This is a genomic window from Vibrio sp. vnigr-6D03 (genome assembly GCF_002835515.1).
GTDB classification, from domain to species: domain Bacteria; phylum Pseudomonadota; class Gammaproteobacteria; order Enterobacterales; family Vibrionaceae; genus Vibrio; species Vibrio penaeicida.
Genome location: NZ_PIZL01000020.1, coordinates 158673 through 184116, shown reverse-complemented (window position 1 = coordinate 184116; position 25444 = coordinate 158673). Strand labels below are relative to the sequence as shown.

Sequence of the window (25444 nt, the reverse complement as noted above, 5' to 3'; positions counted from 1 at the left end):
TAAAAACCTGAAATTTCAAACAGATTTTTATTCTATTAAGAATTTAAATAGTGTACTTTTAGAAATTAAAATAAAATAAATCGGGATTTACTCAATGCAAAATATCGGGATGTCATCAAAACTCGACAATGTCTGCTACGACATTCGAGGTCCTGTACTCAAACATGCTAAGCGCATGGAAGAAGAAGGGCATAAAATACTAAAATTGAATATAGGCAACCCTGCCCCATTCGGTTTTGACGCCCCAGATGAAATTCTTGTTGATGTAATCCGCAACCTACCCACTTCTCAAGGGTATTGTGATTCAAAAGGCATCTACTCCGCGAGAAAAGCGGTGGTTCAACATTATCAGCGTAAAGGTCTTTTAAATCTTGATGTAGAAGATGTTTACATCGGCAACGGTGTATCCGAACTTATCGTTATGGCAATGCAAGCTCTACTCGACAACGGCGATGAAATGCTGGTCCCTGCCCCCGATTACCCATTGTGGACTGCCGCCGTCTCTTTATCGGGTGGAAATGCGGTTCATTATCGATGTGATGAAGAATCCGATTGGTATCCTGATCTTGAAGATATGAAGGCGAAAATCACGCCAAAAACACGTGGCTTGGTGCTGATTAACCCAAATAACCCGACAGGCGCGGTATACAGTCGCGACTTTCTTCTGGAAGTGATTGAAGTTGCTAGGCAGCATAAGTTGATTATTTTTGCCGACGAAATCTACGACAAAGTCTTGTATGACGGTGCTACGCATACTTCTATTTCGACACTGGCAGACGACGTTTTAATGGTCACGTTTAATGGTTTATCTAAAGCGTATCGTGTTTGTGGCTTTCGCGGTGGCTGGATGTTTTTGACCGGGCCTAAAGGTATTGCCAAGGGCTACGTCGATGGTTTAGATATGCTTTCATCAATGCGTTTGTGCGCCAATGTTCCCATGCAACACGCCATTCAAACCGCGTTGGGTGGCTATCAAAGCATCAATGAATTGCTTTTGCCCGGTGGACGCTTATTGGAACAGCGTGATCGAGCTTATGATTTGATTACTCAAATTCCGGGAATCACCTGTGTTAAGCCCAAAGGGGCCATGTATTTATTCCCCAAAATTGACGTGAAAAAATTCAACATAACCAATGACCAAAAATTTGTTCAGGATTTTTTAATTCAGGAAAAAGTACTTCTAGTGCAAGGATCCGGTTTTAATTGGCCAGAGCCCGATCATTTCAGAATCGTTACCTTGCCGCATATCGAAGATTTGGAAACCGCCATAGGTCGGCTTGAACGCTTCCTAACCACTTACAAACAGTAAATTTTTATCTTAACGACGCCTCAATATTGATTGGGGCGTTTTTTGTTCAGCTAGTTGTACCTTTCAGCTCAATCTCTTACTCGCTATACTCAAGCTAGCACTTTGAAATTATTCGAGTATCACACCCATCCTAAATAAAGGAGCCATTCATGGCACGCAGTCATTTCTTCGCTCATTTGGCCCGAATGAAACTTATCCAGCGTTGGCCTTTGATGCGTTCTGTTTCTACAGAAAATATTTCTGAACACAGCCTGCAAGTCGCCTTTGTTGCGCATGCTCTGGCCATAATAAAAAATAAGAAATTTGGCGGCAATGTTAACCCAGAACGAATCGCTCTGTTGGGTATGTACCATGATACCAGCGAAGTCCTAACTGGCGATTTACCTACACCTGTAAAGTACTATAATCCTGACATCGCCAAGGAATACAAAAAAATAGAAGCGGCGGCAGAAGAAAAGCTTGTCTCTATGTTGCCAGAAGAATTTCGGGAGGATTTTGCACCTTTCTTAATTTCAAAAAATGCGCATAAGGATGATCAAAATATCGTCAAACAAGCCGACAGCTTGTGTGCATACTTAAAGTGCTTAGAAGAATTGTCCGCGGGTAACCACGAATACGCGCAAGCGAAAAAAAGACTCGATAAAACGTTAAAAGAAAAAGAATCCCCAGAGATGACTTATTTTCTAGAAACGTTTGCGGAGAGCTTTGAATTGTCTCTTGATGAAATAAGCTAACCAAGCACTAAATAAGGTTACTTGGCTTACTGTACAAGAAGAAGTAAACGAGCGAGGACTCAATGACAGAAACTGATCATAATGCATGGCAAACTCGAATGAATGCAGAGCAAAAGATGCGCAGAGACGATCATCGAGACCCGTTTCAACGAGATCGCGCTCGAATCCTCCATTCAGCTGCCTTCCGTCGACTGCAAGCCAAAACCCAAGTCCACGGTACTGGCGTCAATGATTTTCACCGAACACGCTTAACCCATTCGCTAGAAGCAGCTCAGCTTGGTTCAGGGATACGCGCTCAGGTTAAACGTAAACAACCCAACCTCGCCAACTTGCTCCCCACCTCTAGCCTGATGGAAGCTTTATGTTTGGCTCATGATATCGGCCACCCACCGTTTGGGCACGGCGGTGAAATTGCGTTGAATTATATGATGCGTGAGCACGGTGGATTCGAAGGTAATGCGCAAACTTTTAGAATCGTCACCCAGCTTGAACCTTACACTGAACACCACGGTATGAACCTGACTCGCAGAGCTCTACTGGGGCTCATCAAATACCCAGCTCTCATCAGCGAACTGCGTTCATCATCCGTTCCAGAATCGGTGTCCAATCAGCGCAAACTCAAAGCCAGCGACTGGCACCCTGCGAAAGGGATATATAACGATGACAAATCTTTGTTTGATTGGGTCTTAGAGCCTTTAAGCGACAACGATAAAGATCGCTTCTCGGCGCTGAGAGATCGTGAATACACACCATTTGAACATAAAAAGACACAGTACAAGTCTTTGGACTGCTCCATTATGGAGCTTGCCGACGATATTGCTTATGGGATTCACGATCTAGAAGATGCGATTGTATTGGGCTTGATTCATCGCTCAGAATGGCAGGAAGTGGCGGCAAGCCAACTGGCAGAATGTGGCGACAAATGGTTTGAAGAGAACATTCAACAGATCAGTGAAAAACTATTTTCTGGTGTCCATTACCAAAGAAAAGACGCCATTGGCGGAATAGTCAACGCACTGCTGACCAGTATTAGCGTCAAAGAGTTTACCGAAACAAGGTTCGATGAGCCTCTATTGAGGTGGAACGCCAAGTTAGAAGAACCTGCCGAAAAAGCACTGGAAATCTTCAAGCAATTCGTGAGTCGATATGTTATCCAGATCCCAGAGGTTCAGGTTGTTGAATACAAAGGGCAACAAATTATAATTGATATTTTTGAAGCGCTTAGTGGCGATCCTAAAAGACTCTTACCGGAAATAATTCGCCAAGACTGGATTAGAGCAACAGAATCTCACGATGGTGGAATGCGTGTTATAACTGACTATATTTCATCATTAACTGATGGCTCTGCTCAGAGGTTGCATCAGCAACTATTTTGCTCTTAATTCAGTGGAAAGCGCGCTCATCTCGAAAGATCAACATACCCTAATAATTTTGAGCTCGGATATGTGGTGGTATATGTTTAAACTGCATATCCACCATTTGATTAAAGCTTTCTATCAGCGGAGTAAAATCTTGCGATTCGTCTAAAATATTCAGCAAATGAAAACCTGCTTCAACTGTAGACAGGCTATTACTTGAAGGTGCCTTTCGAATCCTGTAATTACCTTCAAGGTCAACAGGTAAAGCGACACTCGTTAAGGAGTGCAAATTTTCACTAAGCCGCCATATTTTATACGCTTTTTTCCACGTCCCATCTATTAGCAGCACACGGTGTTTTCTGATTTCATCATTGTCCAAGTGAGACACTGGAACACTTTCTTCACTTGGGAACAGCACCGAGTGATTATAGCTGTCATCTTGAAGTAGATCGTTAAGCTCTGTGTGTTCTGAAAAGTTTTCCCCGACGAAAATACGGCATGAATCTAGAGATAAGTTCAAAATCCTTGCGGTACCCATCGCGCGATGTACTTCATCAGGATGTTGAAGAATAATGAGTTCTACCTCAGAATGGAGGTTTTGTATGGTATGGCAGATACACATTTTCTTTGCCTTGCCACAATCTTGGCAATATCGGTATGTAGAAGCAGATTGATGATCAGACATAAAGCAGAGCTCGTTCCCGTTGTTACCGTATTCCTCATCGCCATGGTAATTGCAGAGTACCCTGCTTTCCAACCTTGGCTACCTTGGAATGCTGACTTAATACTGAATGGTCAGTGGTGGCGAATCGTAACAGGAAACTTCACACACACCAATCTCAATCATCTCATGCTTAATGCTGCAAGCTTTGCGGTCATCGCTTTTTTCTTCCGATATACCGCTTCATGGCTTTCTCTTATCATTGTTGTCACCCTTATATCCATACTGATCGGAATTGGACTGTTAGCCAGCGATATGTACCAATATGCAGGTTTTTCTGGTGTACTACATGGCATTTTTGCGTTCTATGCCATTACGGAAACGATTCAGGGAAGAAAACACAGCGGCTTGCTGGTTTTAGGTATCTTAATAAAAGTTGGGTGGGAAACCTGGGTTGGCCCTTCGGCAGACACAGAAGCACTCATTGAGGCGAAAGTGGCGACAGAAGCCCACATTGCCGGAACTATCATCGGGTTAATTCTCGGTAGCCTGCAACCAAAGGGATGGATAAAAGCGGTAGGAGCGAGTTAAGGAATAAACACCCCAACTCGCAGGAATACATCATCTAAAGCAGTATACGTTCTTTATTTTTTTCAACGGTAGATTTACCTATTCCCTTAATTTTTATCAAATCTTCAGCCTTCTCAAACAAACCATTTTCTTGACGAAATTGAATAATATCCTTGGCTTTCTTCTCACCAATGCCAATCAATAACGTTTCTAGCTCCTCAGCAGTCGCTGTATTAATGTTTACAGTAATTTCTATACCTTCATACTTATCCGCTTTTTGAGTGCTTTTAGATGGCGAAGAGGTGCTCTCTGAGAAAGCCGGAAGAGACACACATAAAGAAAGAGATGCAATAAGAGCCAGTTTGATGAACTTCATTTTACGTTCCTTGTATAAAAAAACGTATTCTGAACAGACGGAAATGATTAGAAAACAGTCAATACTAGAAATAGAACAGGCCGCATAGTGCGGCCTGTATGATAAACAAATTAGTTACATACTTTTACGGCTGAGTACTCTCAATTACGTAGAACTCGACATCCGCGCTTTCACGCAGTGCTTTGCTCAATGCAATAACATCTTGTTCACCGTTAGAACGCACTAACTGCATACCGATTTGTGCAGCAAACGCTGGTTGCTCTTCAGCAGCAACACCAGCTAGCTCAACAACAACGATATTGCCTGAGAAGTCTTTAGACTGTCCGTAAACTTTCTTGCCTTCTTCTGGCTTAGTCAGAGCATATACCGTGTTCGCAAGTGGATTACCACGGTTTATGGTTTCTTGCTCGCCAAACGCTAAGCCTTCTTGCTCAAGAACACTCGTGTCATCGTTAGATAGAGTTTCGATAAGCTGGTCAGCAAGTTCAACGGCTTTTTGCTCACCTTTGACAACAGACAACTGCTGCATAACTTGATCTTTCACTTCTTCGAACGGCAATACCGTTTCTTCGCGAACGTCATCAACACGAACCACTACAACATGTTCAGGTGCAATCTCTACAGGAATTGAGTTTTCACCATTTTCTTTCACTTCTACACTGTAGATAGCTTCTTGAACTTCAGGGCTGCTTAGAATCTCTGGCGCATTAAATCGAGAAACAAAGTCCGTAGTTTGCACTGTACTCTCAATCAACTCTGCTGATGGTTCTAGCGAGTTAGGTGCTTCAAATGCAATGCGCTCTAGGTCATTGTATAGATCATGGAAGCGGTCAGCGGCTTTTTGGTTAACGATGTCTTGCTTGATCTCGTCTTTAACTTCACTTAGCGGTTTAGTTTCAGAAGCTTTCAAGTCATCTAATTTGATGATGTGGTAACCAAAATCAGATTTAACCAGACCAGTTGTATCACCAACTGCAGCAAGAGCAAACGCTGCTTCTTCAAATGCTGGATCCATCACATCACGCTCAATCCAACCTAAAGAACCGCCAGTTTCAGCACTACCGATATCTTCCGAACGAGATTTTGCTAGCTCAGAGAAGTCAGCACCCGCACTCAACTCATCCAAAATAGCTTGTGCTTTAGCTTCTTCATCACCTTGAACCAGAATATGGCTCACGCTGCGCTGCTCTGCTGTAGAGTATTGATCAATGCTCTCTTGGTAGTAGGCTTCGATGTCTTCTTCAGTAACATCTACATTCGCTTTCAATGCATTACCCGAAAGCTCTACGTATGACACCTTAACTTGCTCTGGACGTGTGAACTGAGAAGCATTCGATGAGTAGTATTCTTGAAGCTCTTCATCTGAAAGATTTGCAGATTTTGCAAACTCTTCAACGTTTAGCTCAAGCGTACGAATATCACGAGTCTGAGTGATCAGTTTAGATTGATCAGCAACTTCACCTGGAAGACTAAACTCACTTGCGCTTACCGCTTGAAGAAGCTGATTGCGTACTTCACTGCGACGCATTACTTCACCAAATGATTCTGGAGTATAGCCAGCACGGCGAAGAGAAGTCTCATAGATGTCCTGATTGAATTTGCCTTCCAATTGGAATTCTGGCATTTGCAGGATCATACCAAGTACTTGTTCATCGCTGATTCGCAGACCAAGTGACTTTGCGTGATTCTCAAGCAGGATTTCATTCACCATTTTATCTAAAACTGACTGACGCTGTCTTTGAACGAAATCGGGGTCTGAAAGAAGGTTAGCGTATTGCTCACCATATTGCGCTTGAAGCATGTTGCGTTCATTTTGATACGCTTGCTCAAAAGCTCCGCGGCTAATCTCAACACCATCGACTTTAGCAGCAACGTTGCTACCACTACCGATATAGCCACTGACACCAGTGAAGACAAAGGACAGAATAATAAGTCCCAGAATAATTTTAACTGCGATGCTGTTTACGCCTTCGCGCAATCGTTCCATCATAATGTAACAACTCTCCAAAATTGAGCCTGAGCTCTGACTAAGCACTTAAATCTACACAGTAGCGAATCTAATTATCCAGCTCACTGATAAATATGTGTGATTTAGATCTGCAGTCCACAAAAAAGTTCATTAAAGAAATGAGTACATTTTCAATTTTCTAGACCGCCACTTACTCAGAAGGGAGCAGGCATTTCGCTCTATAGCGCTGAATGGTGAAGATGATATCAGAAAAAGAAATGCGCACCACATTGATGCGCATATTTCAGGACTTTTTGGCGTTTTTGAGCGCCATTCCCAGTAATTAACCTTTAGCAGGTCAATTCAAATTTAGTTACACGCGTCTTTAAGCGCTTTACCTGCTTTAAATGCTGGTACTTTTGCTTCCGCGATTTGGATCTCTTCACCAGTCTTAGGGTTACGACCTGTGCGCGCTGCACGAGTACGTACGCTGAATGTACCAAAGCCTACCAATGCTACTTGGTCGTCAGACTGTAGAGTATCACTCACTGCTTCAATGAATGCGTCTAGGGCACGACCCGCTGATGCTTTAGAAATGTCAGCGTTCTCTGCGATTTTTTCTACTAGTTGTGTTTTATTCACGTGATGTTCCCCTTTAGTACTACCGATTCCAAAATGGCAGTATTCGTTCCGTTAAAAAATTTAGTTATTTTTAAACCGCACCTTATGGATAAAGGCGTTGTCCTTGGTGGATAAACTTAGCGTCCAAAAAAAACGCTGACAAGCCTTTTCAAGCAAGTCAGCGTGTTTTGTTTAGTTATTTTTGCTGCACGTCACTATTTTACAGACTCTAGAGTGACTCCAGACGGGTCTTTTTCTAATGCAATCGTTAACACGTCGTCAATCCACTGAACCGGTTTAACCACCAGATCTGCAATAACATTGTCAGGAATCTCTTCCAGATCACGTTCATTGTCTTTAGGAATGACAACCGTTTTAATGCCACCACGGTGAGCAGCAAGCAGTTTTTCTTTCAATCCACCGATTGGAAGCACTTCGCCACGTAGAGTAATTTCACCTGTCATTGCTACATCCGCTTTCACAGGATTCCCTGTTAAGCTAGAAACTAGCGCTGTGCACATCGCGATACCGGCACTAGGGCCATCTTTTGGTGTTGCCCCTTCTGGAACGTGCACGTGAATATCACGTTTTTCGTAAAAGTCTGAGTTGATACCCAATCTTTCCGCACGAGAGCGAACAACAGTCATCGCAGCTTGGATAGACTCTTGCATCACATCACCAAGAGAACCCGTTTGCGATAGTTTGCCTTTACCTGGCATAGATTCGGTTTCAATCGTCAACAGATCGCCGCCAACTTCCGTCCAAGCCAAGCCAACAACTTGTCCAATACGGTTACTGTCGTCCGCTTTACCAAAGTCATGACGTTGTACACCAAGGAAATCTTTAAGATTTTCGATGTTTACGCCTACTTTCTTAAGGTTAGAATCAAGCAGGATATTCTTAACTGCTTTACGACAGATCTTCGAAATCTCACGCTCTAGGCTACGTACACCCGCTTCACGCGTGTAGTAACGAATAATACCGATGATGGCAGAATCTTCGATTTCGATTTCGTGTTCTTTCAAGCCATTACGTTTGATTTGCTTGCTAACCAAGTGACGTTTAGCAATGTTCAGCTTTTCATCTTCTGTGTAACCAGACAGACGAATCACTTCCATTCGGTCAAGCAATGGACCTGGAATGTTCATTGAGTTAGACGTTGCAACAAACATGACGTCAGACAAATCGTAGTCCACTTCAAGGTAGTGGTCATTGAATGAGTTGTTTTGCTCTGGATCAAGCACTTCAAGTAATGCTGATGCTGGATCGCCACGCATGTCAGAAGACATCTTGTCGATTTCATCCAACAAGAACAGTGGGTTTTTCACTTCCACTTTCGACATTTTTTGAATCAACTTACCCGGCATTGAGCCAATGTAAGTGCGTCGGTGACCGCGGATTTCCGCTTCATCACGTACGCCGCCCAAAGCCATACGAACATATTTACGACCGGTAGCCGCCGCAATAGAACGACCAAGAGAGGTTTTACCTACGCCCGGAGGACCAACCAAGCAAAGGATAGGACCTTTAAGCTTGTTGATACGGTTTTGTACTGCCAAGTACTCCAGAATGCGCTCTTTAACGCGCTCTAGACCGTAGTGGTCTTCGTTTAGCACTTCTTCGGCTTTAGAAAGATTCTTCTTCACTTTAGAGCGCTTAGCCCAAGGAACACCAACCATCCAGTCGATGTAGCTGCGCACAACCGTTGCTTCGGCTGACATTGGAGACATCATCTTAAGCTTTTGCAGCTCTTGTTCAGTCTTCTCACGCGCTTCTTTAGGCATCTTCGACTCTTCGATCTTAATCTTCAGAGTTTCGAATTCGTCTGGTGCATCGTCCATCTCACCAAGCTCTTTCTGAATGGCTTTCATTTGCTCATTCAGGTAGTACTCGCGCTGAGATTTTTCCATTTGCTTCTTAACGCGACCACGGATACGTTTTTCGACTTGAAGCAAATCGATTTCTGATTCCATTTGCCCCATCAGGAATTCTAGACGTTCATTGACATCTATAATTTCAAGAACTTGCTGCTTGTCATTAAGCTTTAAAGGCATGTGAGCTGCGATGGTATCAGCTAGGCGTGCAGCTTCATCAATTCCGTTCAAAGAAGTTAAAACTTCAGGCGGAATTTTTTTGTTCAGTTTGATGAAACCTTCAAACTGATTGATAGCGCTGCGAACAACGACTTCTTGCTCACGCTCATCCAACTCTGGAGTCGGCAAGTATTCGGCGTCTGCTAGGAAAAAGTCATTTTCTTTAAACTGATGAATTTGAGCGCGCTGTTGGCCTTCAACCAACACCTTCACAGTGCCATCTGGCAATTTCAACAATTGTAGGATTGTGGCTACGGTACCAATGGAAAACAGGTCATCGATAGACGGCTCATCTGTGTCTGCTTGCTTTTGTGCAACAAGTAGAACTTGTTTGCTGGTGTCCATCGCAGATTCCAGGCAACGGATTGATTTCTCTCGGCCAACAAACAAAGGGATAACCATGTGTGGATATACCACTACATCTCTCAAGGGTAATACGGGGATCTCGATACGCTCGGAACGTTCCAAGTTCATACTATTCTCTCTTCCGTTTCTGCTTATTTGCAGTATATGGGGGCAAATGGCTTAGATTCAACGAGATAATAAAAAAAAGGAGGCAAAAGCCTCCTTTAGTATTTAAAAGTTTTTTATTCCGCGCCAGCGGCCTGATTGTCATTGCCTTCATAAATCAACAATGGTTCAGATTCGCCTTGGATAACTGCTTCATCTATAACGACTTTGCTTACATCTTCTGATGATGGCAATTCGTACATTGTTTCGAGAAGAACAGCTTCAAGAATAGAGCGAAGACCACGAGCACCAGTCTTACGATCCATCGCTTTCTTAGCAATGGCTCTTAGTGCATCTTCACGGAATTCCAGCTCTACATCTTCTATGTCGAACAAAGCAGCATACTGCTTGGTCAACGCATTCTTTGGTTCACAAAGAATCTGAATAAGCGCTTCTTCATCAAGTTCTGTCAGAGTCGTAGTAACCGGTAGACGACCAATGAATTCTGGAATCAAACCGTATTTAACGAGATCTTCTGGTTCGACTTGCATGAACAGTTCGCCCACTGTGCGAGTTTCGTCTTTAGAACGAATCTCTGCACCAAAGCCGATACCTGTACCTGTCGCGGTACGTTGCTCGATGACTTTATCTAAACCGGCAAACGCACCACCACAGATAAACAGAATCTTAGAAGTGTCTACCTGCAAAAACTCTTGTTGAGGGTGCTTTCTTCCACCTTGAGGCGGAACAGAAGCGACGGTACCTTCAACCAGCTTCAATAACGCTTGCTGAACACCTTCACCCGAAACATCGCGAGTAATTGAAGGGTTCTCTGCCTTGCGAGAAATCTTGTCGATTTCATCGATATAGACAATGCCGCGCTCTGCTTTTGCTACATCGTAATCACATTTCTGCAGAAGCTTCTGAATAATGTTCTCAACGTCTTCACCTACATAGCCAGCTTCCGTCAATGTGGTTGCATCAGCCATAGTGAAAGGAACATCAAGGAAACGAGCCAGGGTTTCAGCCAGCAGTGTTTTACCACTACCTGTTGGACCGATCAGCAAAATGTTACTCTTGCCCAGTTCAACGCCTTCGCTCGTTGTGTCGCCATTACGCAGACGCTTGTAGTGGTTGTATACTGCAACCGCTAGCACTTTCTTTGCGTAATCTTGGCCAATCACATAATCATCAAGGTGTTCGCGAATTTCGCGAGGAGTAGGAAGCGCGCTCGACTCTTTCTTAGGGAGCACATCCTTGATTTCCTCACGAATAATATCGTTACATAAGTCGACGCATTCGTCACAAATGTACACTGATGGGCCTGCGATTAGCTTGCGAACTTCGTGCTGGCTTTTGCCGCAGAAAGAGCAATAAAGTAACTTACCGCTACCGCCCTCTTTGCTTTTATCTGTCATTCGCTAACCTCTTAGCCTTAACTGTCTTGTTTTGAGTTTATATCAATTTTCACCAAATTTCGCCTGCATCTTTCGGCGAAGCGCAATTACGCTTTATGGTGCGTCAAAACTGAATCAACCAAACCGTATTCTACTGCTTGATCTGCCGACATAAAGTTGTCGCGATCCGTATCACCTTCAATAACTTCAAGAGGCTGACCAGTGTGCTCTGAAAGCAACTTGTTTAGCTTCGATTTAATCGTCAGGATTTCTTGAGCGTGAATTTGAATGTCAGATGCCTGACCTTGGAAACCGCCAAGAGGCTGGTGAATCATTACACGAGAGTTTGGTAATACGTGACGCTTACCTTCTGCACCACCTGCCAACAGGAATGCCCCCATTGAACACGCTTGACCCATACATACTGTACTCACGTTCGGTTTGATGTACTGCATCGTGTCATAGATAGACATGCCTGCTGTAACACTGCCGCCTGGAGAGTTGATGTATAGGAAGATGTCTTTGTCTGGGTTTTCTGATTCAAGAAACAGCAATTGCGCAACCACTAGGTTCGCCATTTGGTCTTCGACTTGACCAGTAAGAAAAATGATACGCTCTTTAAGCAGACGAGAATAGATATCGTAAGAACGTTCACCACGGGAAGTTTGTTCTACCACCATGGGTACTAGTGCATCAATGATTGGAGACATTGCATTTTTTTCTTGGTAGCTCATATTCTTATATCCCTAAATAAAATGGCCCGGATGATAGACTCATACGGACCATTGTTAGCAGAAGAGTTAAAACAAAGTCAACTTTCTACGCACTGAAACCTGATTTTATGCAGGTTGTTGTGCATTCATAAGCTCGTTGAAGCTTACTTCTTTGTCAGAAACTTTTGCTTTAGCGATGATAGCGTCGATCGCTTGCTCTTCTAACGCAACATTGCGCATGTTGTTCATCATTTGTTCGTTTTGCTCGTAGTAAGCAATAACTTCCGCTGGATCTTCGTAAGCAGTAGCCATCTCTTCAATAATAGCCTTAACTTTCTCGTCGTCAGCTTTTAATTCTTCAGATTTGATAACTTCGCCTAGTAGAAGACCAACAACTACGCGACGTTTTGCTTGCTCTTCAAACAACTCACGTGGAAGTTGCTCAGCCGCTTCAGGGTTGCCACCGAAACGCTGTGCAGCTTGCTGACGTAGAGTACCGATTTCTTGATCGATAAGTGCAGCTGGCACGTCAATGTCGTTTTCGTTAACTAGACCGTCAAGCGCTTGCTCTTTGATACGGTTCTTAACAGCTTGCTTAAGTTCGCGTTCCATGTTCTTGCGAACTTCAGTCTTAAGACCGTCGATACCGCCTTCAGCACCAAACTTAGAAACGAATTCTTCGTCTAGTTCAGGAAGCTCACGCTCTTCAACTTTGTTCACTTTGATAGCGAACTTCGCTTCTTTACCTTTCAGGTTTTCAGCGTGGTAATCTTCTGGGAAGTTTACGTCGATTTCGAATTCCATGCCCGCAGATTTACCTACGATGCCGTCTTCGAAACCAGGGATCATACGACCTGCGCCCATTTCTAGTGGGAAGTTCTCAGCTTTACCGCCTTCAAACTCTTCGCCGTCGATAGAACCAACGAAGTCGATTGTTGCACGAGAGTTTTCTGACGCTGCGCCTTCAACTTCTTTCCAAGTTGCTTGCTGCTTGCGAAGAGTTTCGATCATCTCAGCAACGTCGTCTTCTTTCACTTCAACTGCTGGCTTTTCAACAGTGATGTTGTCTAGACCTTTCAGTTCAACTTCTGGGTATACTTCAAAAGTTGCGTTGAATACTAGGTCTTTACCTTCTTCAGTTTCCACTGGAGCGAAAGTAGGTGCGCCTGCTGGGTTGATTTTTTCTTTCACGATCGCTTCGATGAAGTGACGTTGCATAACCTCACCCATCACATCTTGACGTACTGCTTTGCCGTACATTTGCGCAACCATCTTCAAAGGCACTTTGCCTTTACGGAAACCATCGAAACGACGGTTTTTAGCGATATTGCGTAGTTCAGCTGTTACTGCGTCTTCGATGTTTGCAGCAGGAACGGTAATAGTAAGACGGCGCTCTAGGCCTTCTAGAGTTTCAACAGTAGCTTGCATTATAAATAAACCTCAAAACTGGCTCAGTGTTACCTGAGCTTAGGAGCCAGCGCCTTAGCGGTGACTTCATCCTTAAGTTGCATTCTGTCTGAATGCATAAAATGAAATTCGGAGACCCACAAACCATTCAATTCGTAGCTCATGAACTATTCAGTGACCTCTTCCATGCTGACTTCGCAGAAAGAACGTCTCCAATTAGCCTCAGGACAGAAATTTTAGACGCGACATTCTAGCGATATGCGTGACGACTGTCGAGCCAAGTCCTGATTTCTCGAATATTTGGCAAAAGTTTTCTGAGAAATGGGGACGATACATGGCTTTTCAAGGGAAATAATCTGTTTTTTTCATGAAAAGATAAAAAAGAGATCCGAGTCTTGTTTTAACACACCAAAGATTTCTCTTTTTTGTTACTTTTACGTTATCAGTTGTTGAAGAAGTTTATCTCTATGATTCTGCGGCGTATTCCAATTATTTTGATGTTCTCCTACGCAGTCTCTAGCTTAATCTTGGGTTTGTGGGGCTGGCGACTGGGTTATCAAAACCAATTTGATCAAGCAAATTTGCACGCAGATCAACTTAGCAATCACTTAGCCACTCAACTCGAAAAATACGCCTATATTCCCCAGCTAATGTCCAAAGACAATGAATTAGTTGATGCGCTTCTTTCGCCTACCAATAGTGCGCAACTCGACATCACAAATCGCTACCTAGATGAAGTTAACAGTGTGGTCGGCGCTGCAGACACGTATTTGCTCAACCGTAACGGCACAACGATTGCTGCGAGCAATTGGCAAAATAAAAAAACGTTTATTGGAAGAAACTTCGCATTTCGTCCTTACTTCCAACAAGCCATCAATGGAAAACGAGGCGAATACTTTGCTCTAGGCAGCACCTCTGGCAGGCGCGGTTACTTCTATTCTTATCCAGTTAAACATGCAGGCAGTAATGTGGGTGTTTTAGTGGTGAAGAAAGATTTGTCGACCATAGAAGAAGACTGGACAAGCCAAAACAGTTTTTTCGTTGTGACCGATGCTGACGACATTGTCTTTATGTCCAATCGCGTCAATTGGTGGTATCACAGCCTTTATCCTTTGGAACAAGACAAGATTGCGGAAATCAGAAAAAGCCGCCGCTATTTAGAACGAGATATTTTTGCGCTTTCATTTGTGGGGGATTTCGAGGCACAAGAAACCGAACTCCAATTACAGGGAACCAATGCCTTCTTCAATCAATACATCAGTTTTAACCAATACCTAAGTGTGGTGCGTCCACTTAAAGGGAGCTCATTAACGGTTCGCGTATTGAGTCCAAAACTAAACCTAGTTTGGAAAGTTTCAGCGTTAATTGCCCTTAATACCTTGGTTTTCATTTTATTGTATTTGGCGAGTTTCATCATTCGCCAACAAAAATCTAAACAGCGACAAATCGAGCGGATTCAGGTGGAATCTAAGCAGAAACTTGAGTTTCAAGTTATGGTGCGCACCGCAGAGCTTCAAGAGGAAATAAAAGTCCGAGCAGAAACCGAATCAGCACTTAGGCAAACTCAAGAAGAATTGATTCAAGCAGCGAAGTTGGCTGTGTTAGGACAAATGTCCACCAGCATCAGCCATGAACTCAATAACCCATTAGCAGCGATTCGCAGCTATGCCGATAACGCCCTGCTATTTTTGGAAAAGTCCCGACACGATAAGGTTGACCAGAATCTTCATAGAATTTCTGCGTTAACCGAACGCATGGCGAAGATCAGCCAACAGCTCAAAGCATTTGCTAAAAAAAGTGATGCCAGTGATCGGGTTGTTACTCAGATATCCCCCGTCGTTATTGCCGCTCGGGAATTGCTCAAACCACAGTTAAAAGACACGCATACCCAATTGGAGTGCAGTGGGCTAGAGCAAACTATCAGTGCGAAAATTAACCCCATTCAGCTTGAACAAGTGCTAGTGAATTTATTTACCAATGCCATTCAAGCGATGGAGATGCAGCCACAAAAACACATACAACTTGCGCTGCATGCAACGCCAGATCACGTCATCATAGATATTGAAGATACGGGACCCGGTTTTGCAAACGATACGCTCAATCAACTGTTTGAGCCTTTTTATACCACGAAGCAAAATGGCTTGGGATTAGGCTTATCTATATCTCAGCAAATCATGCAAAGCATGGATGGTGAACTGCAAGCGAGTAATACCGAACACTCGGGTGCCAAGTTCCGGCTTCTGCTGCCCAAAATTTAGGAACGAGTATGTCTCATATACATTTTGTCGATGATGAAGAAGATCTCCGAATAGCAATGGAACAAGCTTTCGAACTTGCTGAAATTCAAGCTACTGGGTTTCCAGATGCGGAATCTGCATTGCTCGCGTTCGATGATGACGACCCACCTTATGTTGTTGTCACCGATATCCGCTTACCCGGCATTAATGGGCAACAGTTATTGAACTCCATCAAAGTGAGAGATGAAGACCTGCCAGTGATTTTAATTACGGGGCACGGTGATATATCAATGGCAGTACAATCGATGCATGATGGTGCGTACGATTTCATCGAAAAACCGTTTTCGAACGATAGGCTTATCGATACGGTCAAACGTGCCATTGAACGCAGAAAACTCACCTTGGAAAACCAGAAACTCAAACGTGCATTAAAAGCCAACCAAACTCTTGGCCCGAGAATTATCGGTAATACCAACAGTATTCAAGACCTTCGCGACACCATTACTCATATCGCAGATACCAACGCCGATATTCTCCTGTTTGGAGAAACGGGTACAGGAAAAGAGCTGGTTGCACGTTCACTTCATGAACAAAGCAGCCGTAGAGAACAAAACTTCGTTGCGGTTAACTGTGGAGCTGTGCCAGAGAACCTGATTGAAAGTGAGCTCTATGGTCATGAAAAAGGCGCATATACGGGTGCCGATAGTCTTCGAGTCGGTAAATTTGAATACGCTCAAGGTGGTACGCTCTTTTTGGATGAAATTGAATCCATGCCAATGCAAGCCCAAATTCGACTATTGCGCGTACTACAAGAAAGACAGATCGAAAGGATCGGTTCCAACCAGAGTATTGGGTTAGACATTCGCGTTATTGCCGCGACCAAAACCGACTTGAAAGACGCGGCATCACAAGGCACCTTTCGGCAAGATCTCTACTACCGTTTAAACGTCGTGACTCTGGATTTACCGCCTCTTAGAGAGAGAAAAGAGGACATCCCTGCCCTATTCCATCATTTCCTGCTTGTTGCTGCTGCTCGCTACGGCAAAGCGGCGACCTCATTGCCATCTACTGATTTACAGGCATTGCTCGCTCATGACTGGCCAGGGAATGTTCGAGAGCTGAGAAATGCTGCGGAACGGTTCGTTTTGCTTGGGAAATTAAACCAACTTGGAGAAGCTACAAAGCCAAAATCGCAGTTAGGGCTGGCAGAGCAAGTGGCTGATTTTGAAAAAGCCCTGATAGAACAAGCCTTGTCTTCCCATGACGGCAGCATTAAAGACACCATGTCTGCGCTAAACCTCCCAAGAAAAACCCTGTACGACAAGATGCAAAAATTTGGCATTAACAAAGACAGCTTCAAGAGTTAGGATTCGTTGCCCTTTCAAGCCCTATTGAGCCCACTAATTCTATAAGTGGGCTTTAAATATAAAACAAGTCACTTATTCAATTCACAGTTTCACTGCCAATCATCACACTTTTACCATTGCCTCCCCACGACTGGTTGTTTTTTAACCATACAAACGATAACGTAAATCCATATATGAAATTTACTTTTATATATGGATTCAATTCTAAGCACATAACTGAAATTCTATCTTGTTCCTTCTGAGACCAGAGAAGCCGTCCACTCGGAAACAGTGAAGTACCGGGGCAAGCCAGTGCCGATAACTGCTCAAGCTGTACCTTATGCAGTGTCTACGCGACACCACGCGGGTTCTTCCGCTATGCAATTTCAGTTTTATTGAACAATTAGGAGTAACACATGGAACGTTTTCTCAGATCAATGACGGCTTTGATGATGCTGATCTCTACATCAGTATTCTCTGCCGATTACGAGCTTAAGCTCGCTCACGTCACCTCTAACCAAGAGCCGCTGCATCAAGCATTGGAATACTATGCTGCTAACGTTGAAAAACGTTCTGGCGGTAAAATCAAAATCACCATTCACCCTAATGGTGAACTGGGTACTAACTTAGAAGTGTACGAACAGGTCAAATTAGGTCTTCCTGTCATCCAAACTGCCGATCCCGGTTATCTATCCGACTACGCGCCAGATTTTGGTGTGCTGAATGGTCCGTATTTGCTGGAAGATCCAAAAGATTTTAAAAAGCTACTCGATTCATCGCTGTACCAATCTATGAAGAATACGGTTAAGAAGAACGGTAATTTTGAAGTTCTCGCCATGAATTGGTTGTTCGGCGAAAGACACATCATCTCAAACAAAGCGATTCTTTCTCCTTCCGATTTGAAAGGAGTGTCCATGCGAGTTCCGCCTAACGTAATGTGGATTGAAACCGTAAAAGCCATGGGTGCTCGTGCCACGCAATTGGCTTGGTCTGAAGTGTACACGGGGCTCTCTTCAGGCGTTGTAGATGCAGCCGAAGCACCATTAGGGTCGTTGTACGCCGCTAAGTTATATGAAAGCAAAAAACACGTTTCGCTAACCAGCCACTTTAAAGCCTTCATTGGGCTTGTTATTAATGCAGATTACTTCGCTAACTTACCTCAAGATATTCAAACCATTCTTGCAGAAGAAGCCATCAAAGCAGGTGATTACATGACAGAACTGTCCATCGGCACAACGGAAACTCTGCTCGATAAGCTGCGCTCTGAAGGTGTAACCGTCCATAAAAATGTGGATGCTAAAGCATTCCAAAAAGCCACAGCACCGGTATACGGTAAGTTCCCTAAATGGTCGGAAGGGCTTCATGCCAAAGTTCGAGAAATTTTGGATAACTAGGATTTGCTTAAACGATATGAAGATCTAGGTTTTGAACTGAATATAGGTTCTGGATTGTAAGGAGACAATTCATGGCAGCAAAAAGAGTATCAAAGGTACTTGGTAACATTGAAACCACACTCGCTTTGATTGCCATGAGCCTAGTCTTAGGTTCGGTTGTTTGGGGCGTGGTCACTCGATACATCACAGAGCAACCCGCAACATGGACGACCGAATTGTCAGGCATCGCCTTTACCTGGCTGGTCTTTATGGGGGCATCCGTTTGCTACCGAAAAACGTTGCACATTGGTGTTCCCGTTTTTGTCGATGCACTACCGCAAAACATTCGCAGAAGATTAGGCTTTGTCACAACTGCGCTAATTATGGTGTTTCTGGCGTACAGTTTTTATCTCGCTTCAGTACTGGCTTTCCAGTCATGGAATCGCCCGTCTCCGGTATTACGTCTCCCATTTTCGTTTGTTTATCTCGCGACGTGCTTGTCTTTTCTTTTCATGTTTATCCACGCTGTCTGTCATATTTTCATCAAACCTGAAGAGACTGATTCTGACAATAAAATAGAGGCGAAATAATGGATTTACTCCCTGTTTTCATCTTGTTTCTGTTGTTTGCCGCCAATGTACCTGTGGCCTTCGCTTTGGCGATTGCTGGGCTATCGTTTTTCATGATGACTAATGGCATTCAGCACCAAATCTTCATCCAGCGCTTTGTAGCCGTTACTCACTCTTTCCCTCTTTTGGCTATCCCTTTTTTCATCATGACAGGTGTCATCATGAACCATTCTGGCATTACAGACAGGCTTATGAAGCTAGCGGATAGCCTGACAGGGCATAGAGTTGGCGGGTTAGCACAAGTGAACATTTTGCTCAGCACACTGATGGGCGGCATGTCCGGCAGCGCCAATGCCGATACCGCCATGCAAAGCAAAATTATGGTTCCGCAAATGAATCAGCGGGGTTATCACACTGCATTCTCGGCAGCAGTCACCGCTTGCTCTTCCATTATTAGCGTCATTATTCCTCCGGGGATTGGGCTAATTCTGTATGGGTACATGGGTGATGTTTCGATTGGCAAGCTATTCTTAGCGGGTGTTATTCCCGGAATTGTGCTGTGTATTGCTTTGATGATCGTCGCACATCGCATATCGAGAATTCGCCAATATGCCCCTTCTCAACCTCAAAAATCGTCGCTGACTGACCGTTTAATCGCCCTGAGAAATGCCTCGTGGTCGTTAATGGTTCCTATCGGAATCATTGGGGGGATAAGATTTGGCTTCTTTACTCCAACCGAAGCGGGTGCAATTGCGGTGATCTACGCCATAATCGTTGGCTACATTCACCGACAGTTTTCGGTGAAAGCACTTCCTGACATTATGAAAGAGACCGTCATCGCGACGTCTACCGTAATGTTCATAATCTGTGCGGCGTCGACGTTCAGTTTTTATCTCTCTTGGGAAAGGTTACCGGTTCAGGTGGCCAATGCCATGCTAGCGATAACAGATAATCCTTATTTGTTGCTGCTCATCATCAATCTTTTGTTAGTAGCAGTTGGCATGTTCATCGAGGGAGGCGCAGCTCTGATTATTCTAACGCCTATCTTGGTCCCCATTATCACCAAAGTGGGCATCGACCCTGTTCACTTTGGCATCGTGATGGTACTGAATCTCACCTTCGCTGGCGTTACCCCACCTCTGGGCACGTTAATGTTCACAGCTTGCAGCATCAGTAAGGTTTCGGTGAAAGAGTTCGTTAAAGAAGTTCTGCCGTTTCTTGCCATGTTGATTGCAGTGTTACTGCTACTCACATTTGTACCGGAAATTTCATTGTGGCTTCCTAGCACCATGAATTAGGTATCAGAATTGAAAACTTGTTGACGATGCTCGTTCCGAAAGTAAGAAGATATGCTTAATGGGCAATTTGACCCTGAACTAATTAGCTGACATCTACAGCTAGAGGTAACTTCTCTCGAATGAACTCAGCAAGTGCGTTCGTGTGGGCAGGCACTCCTAATCTGGAGGGCATCAATAAACTCAAGCTCGCGGATTGGGAAATCCAATCAGGAAGGACTCGGACAAGTTTCCCTGTCTGTAAGGGCTTTTTACACACGTAATCAGGTAACGCAATAACTCCGACACCTTCCATTGTAGCCTGTTTGAGCGTCGACATATCTTCCGAACACATGACGATGTTGGTATTTTGGTGCGTGCGCAGTCCATCTTTGCGCTGAAGTGGGATGGCATCTTTTCCGTTAGCTCGTCCAACCTTGAGTACTCGACATCGTGCTAGGTCATAAGGGCTTTCAATTTTTCCAACTTCTTCAAGGTAGCTTGGTGAGCAATAAAAAGACCATTCGACTTTGGTGATAAAACGTTGGATCAAGCTTGAATCGGGTAGCTCCCCACTATGTCCTCTGATCGCCATATCGATACCTTCAGCAATCATATCGACGTTTGTATTCGAAACACGTTGCTCAATAAGGACTTTGGGATACAGCTTAGCAAATTCAGTGATGATATCGATCAGCGCAAACTGAGCGACTCCCGTTGAGCAACTTAAAACAACCTTCCCACTCAATAATCCCATCCGGCTTTCCATCGCCGCCTCGGCCAATTCCATGGTGTCGACCAACTTTCGGGCGTGCTGATAAAAACCTTTACCTTCATCCGTCACCGTTACATTACGTGAGGTTCTTTGCAGTAGTCTTACCCCTAAACGCTCTTCTAGCTGCGCGACATGACGACTCAACCGCGATTTAGGCATACTTAAATCTCTTGCCGCTGCTGTGTACCCTTTTTTCTCTACAACGTGTACAAAATAGAAGTAATCATTTAGATCGACTTTCACTTTATTGTCCTAAATTTGGAACGATAAGTTCAGATATTAGCGGTTTTTTAGGTTAAACCAAATGGATATATTAGTTTCAAGCCAACAAATGGAACGAAAAAGAATTATGACTGCTCTAAAAAACATCAACGCTACTCAACAGGTAAAGGTAACGGGCAACGCTCTGAGCGTTGGTAGCGGATTTACTGGTATAGGGTTTCGACACTCTCAATTCGAAGGGACTATGGACCCAATCATCATGGTGGATCACTACACGATGACAGTACCGACATTTGGTGCTCACCCTCATGCTGGTATCTCAGCCGTATCGGTCATTTTTGAAGATAGCGAAGGTAAATTTAACAACCGCGACTCTTTGGGTAACGACTTTGATATAGAAGCTGGAGACCTTTACTGGCTGAATGCAGGAAGCGGCGCTTTACATGATGAAGCTCCACGCCAAGGCGCTAAAATCCACGGCTTACAAATATTCGTAAACTTACCGGCCAAACTTAAACACCAACCACCTAGCTATCTGCATATCAAAAAGAAAAATATGCCCACTCTTGAAGGTCAGGGTTATCGCGTAAGGTTAGTTTTGGGCGAAAGCAATGATCAACGTGTTTCCGAGTCATCCGTTTGGCCTTTCTCAATATTGGATGGATACACCTCAGACGATTCAACGTTTACGCATAATATTAAAGAAAACTCTAATGCATGGCTGTACGCGGTAGAAGGCGACTTGCAGTACCAAATTGACGGAAAATGGCATTCGCTTACCCAGGGGGAGTCAACCACCATAAGTCAAACAAATCCCGTCGAAATAAAAGTCCGTGGAACGTCCGAAGCTCAAAGCCACTTTGCTCTACTGTCAGGCGAAATCATTAATGAAAGCTTCGTACAGCAAGGACCTTTTGCGATGAGTAATCAGCAAGAAATTGAAGATGTTATCGCTCGTTATAAGGCTGGAGAACTTGGTTCGCTGTAGCTAGAAAGCACCATTATTAACACCAAGAACGCCATAAATTGCATTTATAACCAGAACCTATATTCGAGGATCACATGAAAATACTCACTTTTGCTGCAACAAACAGTCGTAATTCAATTAACAAGCAACTGGTAAAGTTTGCCGCGGCCAAGCTGGCGAATGCCGAAATTGATTATGTCGACATTAACGATTTTGACTTACCTATCTATAATATTGATCTTGAAGAAGAGTACGGCATTCCGAAAACAGCACACTCGTTTGCAAAACGAATCGAACAGGCTGATGCAGTTCTCATTTCTCTTGCAGAACATAACGGTAACTTTACTGTTGCGTTCAAAAACTTGTTCGATTGGTTAAGTCGGATAGACAGAAATGTCTACCAAGACAAGCCCGTTATTTTTCTAGCAACCTCGCCAGGTCCCAGTGGAGCAAAAAATGTTCTAAAGCTTGCCACTGAAGCAGCACCACATTTTGGAGGTAACGTTGTAGGTTCACTTAGCATTCCTAGTTTCTATGACAACTTTGATAGCGACAAACAAGTGTTAATCAACCATGAATTGGACAGCAAGCTAGTAAGTGTTCTCAAGGTTTGGGCAAAGTAAAACATTTTCACTAGACCAAATTGGAAGCCGTCAACAAAAACAACGACAACTGGGGAGAAAACAAAATGAGCTTAGAACGAAAAGAGTTTTATCTATTTTCAGCCATTATGGCTTTGATCATGTCCGGTGGAATGTCACTAGCAATGGGGCTACTAACTGTAGATTTTTCACAAGCTATCTCTACCTGGCCTAATACATGGTTCATGTCATTTTGGGTCGCACTGCCATTAAGCATATTCGTTGTTCCAGTAACCCAGAAAATCGTGGATTCTATCTTTAGAACCAAGGAAGAAGAACGAGAAGCAAGCTAAGTCGTTCAAAATAAAAAAGCCCTGCTGGGGAAAGCAGGGCAAGTACGTTTTATTGAGCGATAGCGGTTGAGTGTAGGGTGTCTCTACGCTTCGCTTCTATTTTGTTATGATTTCTGGTCCCATGAGCGTGGTCGGTAACCACGTCGACACCCATGGAACATAAGTGACAATCACGAGGAAGAGGAACATCACCGCAACCCAAGGTAGCGCTGCTTTGACTACATTCATCATCGACATTTTCGCTACCCCTGCCGTCACAAACAAATTGAGCCCGACAGGCGGAGTGATCATCCCAATTTCCATGTTCACCACCATCATAATGCCAAGGTGAATCGGGTCGATCCCCAGCGCAATAGCAATAGGGAAAACCAAAGGAGCAACGATGATCAATAAACCCGATGGCTCCATAAACTGGCCACCGATAAGCAGTAAGACGTTTACAACAATAAGGAAGGTGATTGGACCTAAGCCCGCTGATAGCATTGACTCGGTGATCATCTGAGGAATGCGTTCTTCTGTAAGCACATGCTTTAAGATCAGCGCATTAGCGATGATGAACAGCAACATAATCGTCAGCTTACCCGCATCAAATAACGTGTTCTTTGTGTCTTTGTGAACAAAAGTTTGGAACACTTTCACCAACAATGGTTTGGTGTTTTCTTTATCCGCAAACGGCCCCATATCTTTGTAGATGAAGTTTGCAATAAGGAAAGAATACACAGCCGCGACGGCTGCCGCCTCTGTTGGCGTAAATACCCCACCGTAAATCCCGCCAAGAATGATCACGATCAGCAATAAGCCCCAGCTTGCATCTTTTGCAGCCGCAAAGGCTTCGCCCCAACCCACAAAGGGCTGTGCTGGTAGGTTTTTGACTCTTGCCGCAATGTAGATGGCAATCATCAACATCACCCCAGCAAGCAAGCCTGGAATTACACCACCCAAGAACATACGCCCAACAGAAACATCTGTCGCGGCAGCGTATACAACCATCACGATGGATGGCGGGATGAGGATTCCCAATGTGCCTGCATTACAAATAACACCAGCAGCGAATTCTTTGGAATATCCGTTCTTCACCATACCCGCAATAACAATACTACCGATTGCCACAACCGTTGCAGGAGATGAACCCGATAACGCCGCAAACATCATACAGGCGACTACCGACGCCATTGCTAAACCACCACGGAACCAACCCACCATCGCAATCGCAAAACGAATGATTCGACGAGCAACGCCCCCCGTAGACATAAAGCTAGAAGCGAGTATAAAAAACGGGATGGCCAATAATGTGTAATGGCCAGCAAACGCATTAAACAAAGTTTGGGCAACAGAAGCCAATGACGCATCAGAGTGAAGCAACAGAAATAGGACGCTGGCTAGACCAAGGGAAACCGCAATGGGCACACCAATTAACATGAAGCCAATGACCATAATAAACAGCAATAAAATGTCCATGGCTTAGCTCTCCTTGCTTTCAGATTTCAGTGCTTCTAAATCTTCTTCCGCTTCATGGCTGGAAATAAGACGATCGATTTTTCCTGTCGCGATTTGCCACGCGCATTGCGCAAAGCGAAAGGTCAGTAACGCCATACCAATTGGAAGTGCAGCGTAAGGGATAAAGCGTGGCATTTTTTCGTAGCGCTCACCTTCATTCATCCAGTCGGATAGGAATTGTAGAAATTCCGGCATAGGAATATCGTCGGTCTCGTACCATGCGCGCTCAGTCACAAACGGAAACCAATAATTCCAAGAACCAATAAATAACAAAATGGAAAAAAGCAGGCACAGCGCAACAGCAGCTAATGCGTACATCTTTCTTCCCCGCTCCGGTGCGAGGTTAATAATGACATCCACACCAATGTGAAAATGTTTTTTTACGCCATAAGAAGCGCCGACAAGTACCATCCAGGCAAAGAGAAAAACGGTCAGTTCCAGTGCCCAAAGGATGTTGTCGTTAAACACATAACGAAACACCACATTAGCAAAGGTAAGTAGGGTCATACTCCCAAGAAACAAGGCAATCAGTGTTTCTTCGATTTGATCCGTTACCTTACCGACTCGAGTAAATAAGGACTGTTCCATACAGATACTCCGCTGTATTAGGAAA

General features: G+C 44.0%; 23 protein-coding genes. 12 read left to right on the top strand and 11 right to left on the bottom strand.

Features of this window, described 5'->3' with window-relative positions; translation table 11 throughout:
* The first annotated feature begins 94 nt into the window (after window positions 1-94).
* The 3 genes from CW749_RS17675 (at window position 95) to CW749_RS17665 (ending at window position 3425) form a co-directional block, all read left to right on the top strand.
* Complete coding sequence (locus CW749_RS17675) at window positions 95-1309, top strand: pyridoxal phosphate-dependent aminotransferase (protein WP_101113593.1); 1215 nt, start codon at window positions 95-97, stop codon at window positions 1307-1309.
* Between the two features lie 149 nt (window positions 1310-1458).
* Entirely contained in the window at window positions 1459-2043 is a 585-nt protein-coding gene (yfbR, locus tag CW749_RS17670; RefSeq protein WP_101113592.1) for a 5'-deoxynucleotidase, read from the top strand.
* A 62-nt stretch (window positions 2044-2105) separates the two neighbouring features.
* Window positions 2106-3425, top strand: a complete 1320-nt coding sequence (locus tag CW749_RS17665) for an anti-phage deoxyguanosine triphosphatase (RefSeq protein ID WP_101113591.1) — start codon at window positions 2106-2108, stop codon at window positions 3423-3425.
* A gap of 40 nt (window positions 3426-3465) precedes the next feature.
* Here the strand turns inward: CW749_RS17665 and CW749_RS17660 are convergent, their stop codons facing one another.
* Window positions 3466-4086: a tRNA-uridine aminocarboxypropyltransferase gene (locus tag CW749_RS17660; protein WP_101113644.1), complete on the bottom strand. Its 621-nt coding sequence runs from the start codon at window positions 4084-4086 to the stop codon at window positions 3466-3468.
* On the opposite strand from CW749_RS17660, the gene rrtA reads away from it, so the two are divergent.
* The gene (gene rrtA, locus CW749_RS17655) at window positions 4075-4653 is read left to right on the top strand and encodes a rhombosortase (RefSeq protein WP_101113590.1); all 579 of its coding nucleotides are present in this window, start codon (window positions 4075-4077) and stop codon (window positions 4651-4653) included. The two genes, CW749_RS17660 and rrtA, sit on opposite strands and share 12 nt — an antisense overlap.
* Before the next feature lie 34 nt (window positions 4654-4687).
* Here the strand turns inward: rrtA and CW749_RS17650 are convergent, their stop codons facing one another.
* From CW749_RS17650 to tig, 7 genes are all read right to left on the bottom strand, one after another.
* The gene (locus CW749_RS17650) at window positions 4688-5008 is read right to left on the bottom strand and encodes a helix-hairpin-helix domain-containing protein (RefSeq protein WP_101113589.1); all 321 of its coding nucleotides are present in this window, start codon (window positions 5006-5008) and stop codon (window positions 4688-4690) included.
* Between the two features lie 124 nt (window positions 5009-5132).
* Window positions 5133-6998 (bottom strand): peptidylprolyl isomerase, encoded by a 1866-nt coding sequence (ppiD, locus tag CW749_RS17645; RefSeq protein ID WP_101113588.1) that lies wholly within the window; start codon window positions 6996-6998, stop codon window positions 5133-5135.
* Between the two features lie 327 nt (window positions 6999-7325).
* The gene (locus tag CW749_RS17640; protein ID WP_101113587.1) at window positions 7326-7598 is read right to left on the bottom strand and encodes an HU family DNA-binding protein; all 273 of its coding nucleotides are present in this window, start codon (window positions 7596-7598) and stop codon (window positions 7326-7328) included.
* A gap of 194 nt (window positions 7599-7792) precedes the next feature.
* Entirely contained in the window at window positions 7793-10144 is a 2352-nt protein-coding gene (gene lon / locus CW749_RS17635) for an endopeptidase La (protein ID WP_101113586.1), read from the bottom strand.
* 113 nt (window positions 10145-10257) lie between these two features.
* Window positions 10258-11538 carry an ATP-dependent protease ATP-binding subunit ClpX gene (gene clpX / locus CW749_RS17630; protein WP_101113585.1) on the bottom strand — a complete coding sequence of 427 codons (1281 nt, stop codon included), beginning with the start codon at window positions 11536-11538 and terminating at the stop codon, window positions 10258-10260.
* Between the two features lie 86 nt (window positions 11539-11624).
* Window positions 11625-12251 carry an ATP-dependent Clp endopeptidase proteolytic subunit ClpP gene (gene clpP / locus CW749_RS17625; RefSeq protein WP_101113584.1) on the bottom strand — a complete coding sequence of 209 codons (627 nt, stop codon included), beginning with the start codon at window positions 12249-12251 and terminating at the stop codon, window positions 11625-11627.
* Between the two features lie 105 nt (window positions 12252-12356).
* Window positions 12357-13658: a trigger factor gene (gene tig, locus CW749_RS17620; RefSeq protein WP_101113583.1), complete on the bottom strand. Its 1302-nt coding sequence runs from the start codon at window positions 13656-13658 to the stop codon at window positions 12357-12359.
* 446 nt (window positions 13659-14104) lie between these two features.
* Here tig and CW749_RS17615 point away from each other — a divergent pair, with 446 nt between their 5' ends.
* The 5 genes from CW749_RS17615 (at window position 14105) to CW749_RS17595 (ending at window position 20460) form a co-directional block, all read left to right on the top strand.
* Window positions 14105-15895, top strand: coding sequence for an ATP-binding protein (locus CW749_RS17615; protein ID WP_101113582.1), 1791 nt, complete (start codon window positions 14105-14107; stop codon window positions 15893-15895).
* A gap of 8 nt (window positions 15896-15903) precedes the next feature.
* Window positions 15904-17241 carry a sigma-54 dependent transcriptional regulator gene (locus CW749_RS17610; RefSeq protein ID WP_101113581.1) on the top strand — a complete coding sequence of 446 codons (1338 nt, stop codon included), beginning with the start codon at window positions 15904-15906 and terminating at the stop codon, window positions 17239-17241.
* A gap of 395 nt (window positions 17242-17636) precedes the next feature.
* Window positions 17637-18614, top strand: a complete 978-nt coding sequence (locus tag CW749_RS17605) for a C4-dicarboxylate TRAP transporter substrate-binding protein (RefSeq protein ID WP_101113580.1) — start codon at window positions 17637-17639, stop codon at window positions 18612-18614.
* Between the two features lie 71 nt (window positions 18615-18685).
* Window positions 18686-19183 (top strand): TRAP transporter small permease, encoded by a 498-nt coding sequence (locus tag CW749_RS17600; protein ID WP_101113579.1) that lies wholly within the window; start codon window positions 18686-18688, stop codon window positions 19181-19183.
* Entirely contained in the window at window positions 19180-20460 is a 1281-nt protein-coding gene (locus CW749_RS17595; protein WP_201797012.1) for a TRAP transporter large permease, read from the top strand. Before CW749_RS17600 ends, CW749_RS17595 begins: the two co-directional genes overlap by 4 nt.
* A gap of 82 nt (window positions 20461-20542) precedes the next feature.
* On the opposite strand, the gene CW749_RS17590 is transcribed toward CW749_RS17595, so the two are convergent.
* Entirely contained in the window at window positions 20543-21454 is a 912-nt protein-coding gene (locus CW749_RS17590) for a LysR substrate-binding domain-containing protein (protein WP_101113577.1), read from the bottom strand.
* A gap of 61 nt (window positions 21455-21515) precedes the next feature.
* Between CW749_RS17590 and CW749_RS17585 the strand changes: the two genes are divergently transcribed.
* From CW749_RS17585 to CW749_RS17575, 3 genes are all read left to right on the top strand, one after another.
* Window positions 21516-22421 (top strand): pirin family protein, encoded by a 906-nt coding sequence (locus CW749_RS17585; protein ID WP_237322479.1) that lies wholly within the window; start codon window positions 21516-21518, stop codon window positions 22419-22421.
* A gap of 74 nt (window positions 22422-22495) precedes the next feature.
* Complete coding sequence (locus tag CW749_RS17580; RefSeq protein ID WP_101113576.1) at window positions 22496-23023, top strand: NAD(P)H-dependent oxidoreductase; 528 nt, start codon at window positions 22496-22498, stop codon at window positions 23021-23023.
* A 65-nt stretch (window positions 23024-23088) separates the two neighbouring features.
* A complete protein-coding gene (locus CW749_RS17575; RefSeq protein WP_145997861.1) occupies window positions 23089-23334 on the top strand; it encodes a DUF2798 domain-containing protein in 246 nt (81 codons plus the stop codon).
* A gap of 96 nt (window positions 23335-23430) precedes the next feature.
* On the opposite strand, the gene CW749_RS17570 is transcribed toward CW749_RS17575, so the two are convergent.
* Both CW749_RS17570 and CW749_RS17565 read right to left on the bottom strand, forming a co-directional pair.
* The gene (locus tag CW749_RS17570; protein ID WP_101113574.1) at window positions 23431-24792 is read right to left on the bottom strand and encodes a TRAP transporter large permease; all 1362 of its coding nucleotides are present in this window, start codon (window positions 24790-24792) and stop codon (window positions 23431-23433) included.
* A 3-nt stretch (window positions 24793-24795) separates the two neighbouring features.
* Window positions 24796-25419, bottom strand: coding sequence for a TRAP transporter small permease (locus CW749_RS17565; RefSeq protein WP_101113573.1), 624 nt, complete (start codon window positions 25417-25419; stop codon window positions 24796-24798).
* Window positions 25420-25444 lie beyond the last annotated feature (25 nt).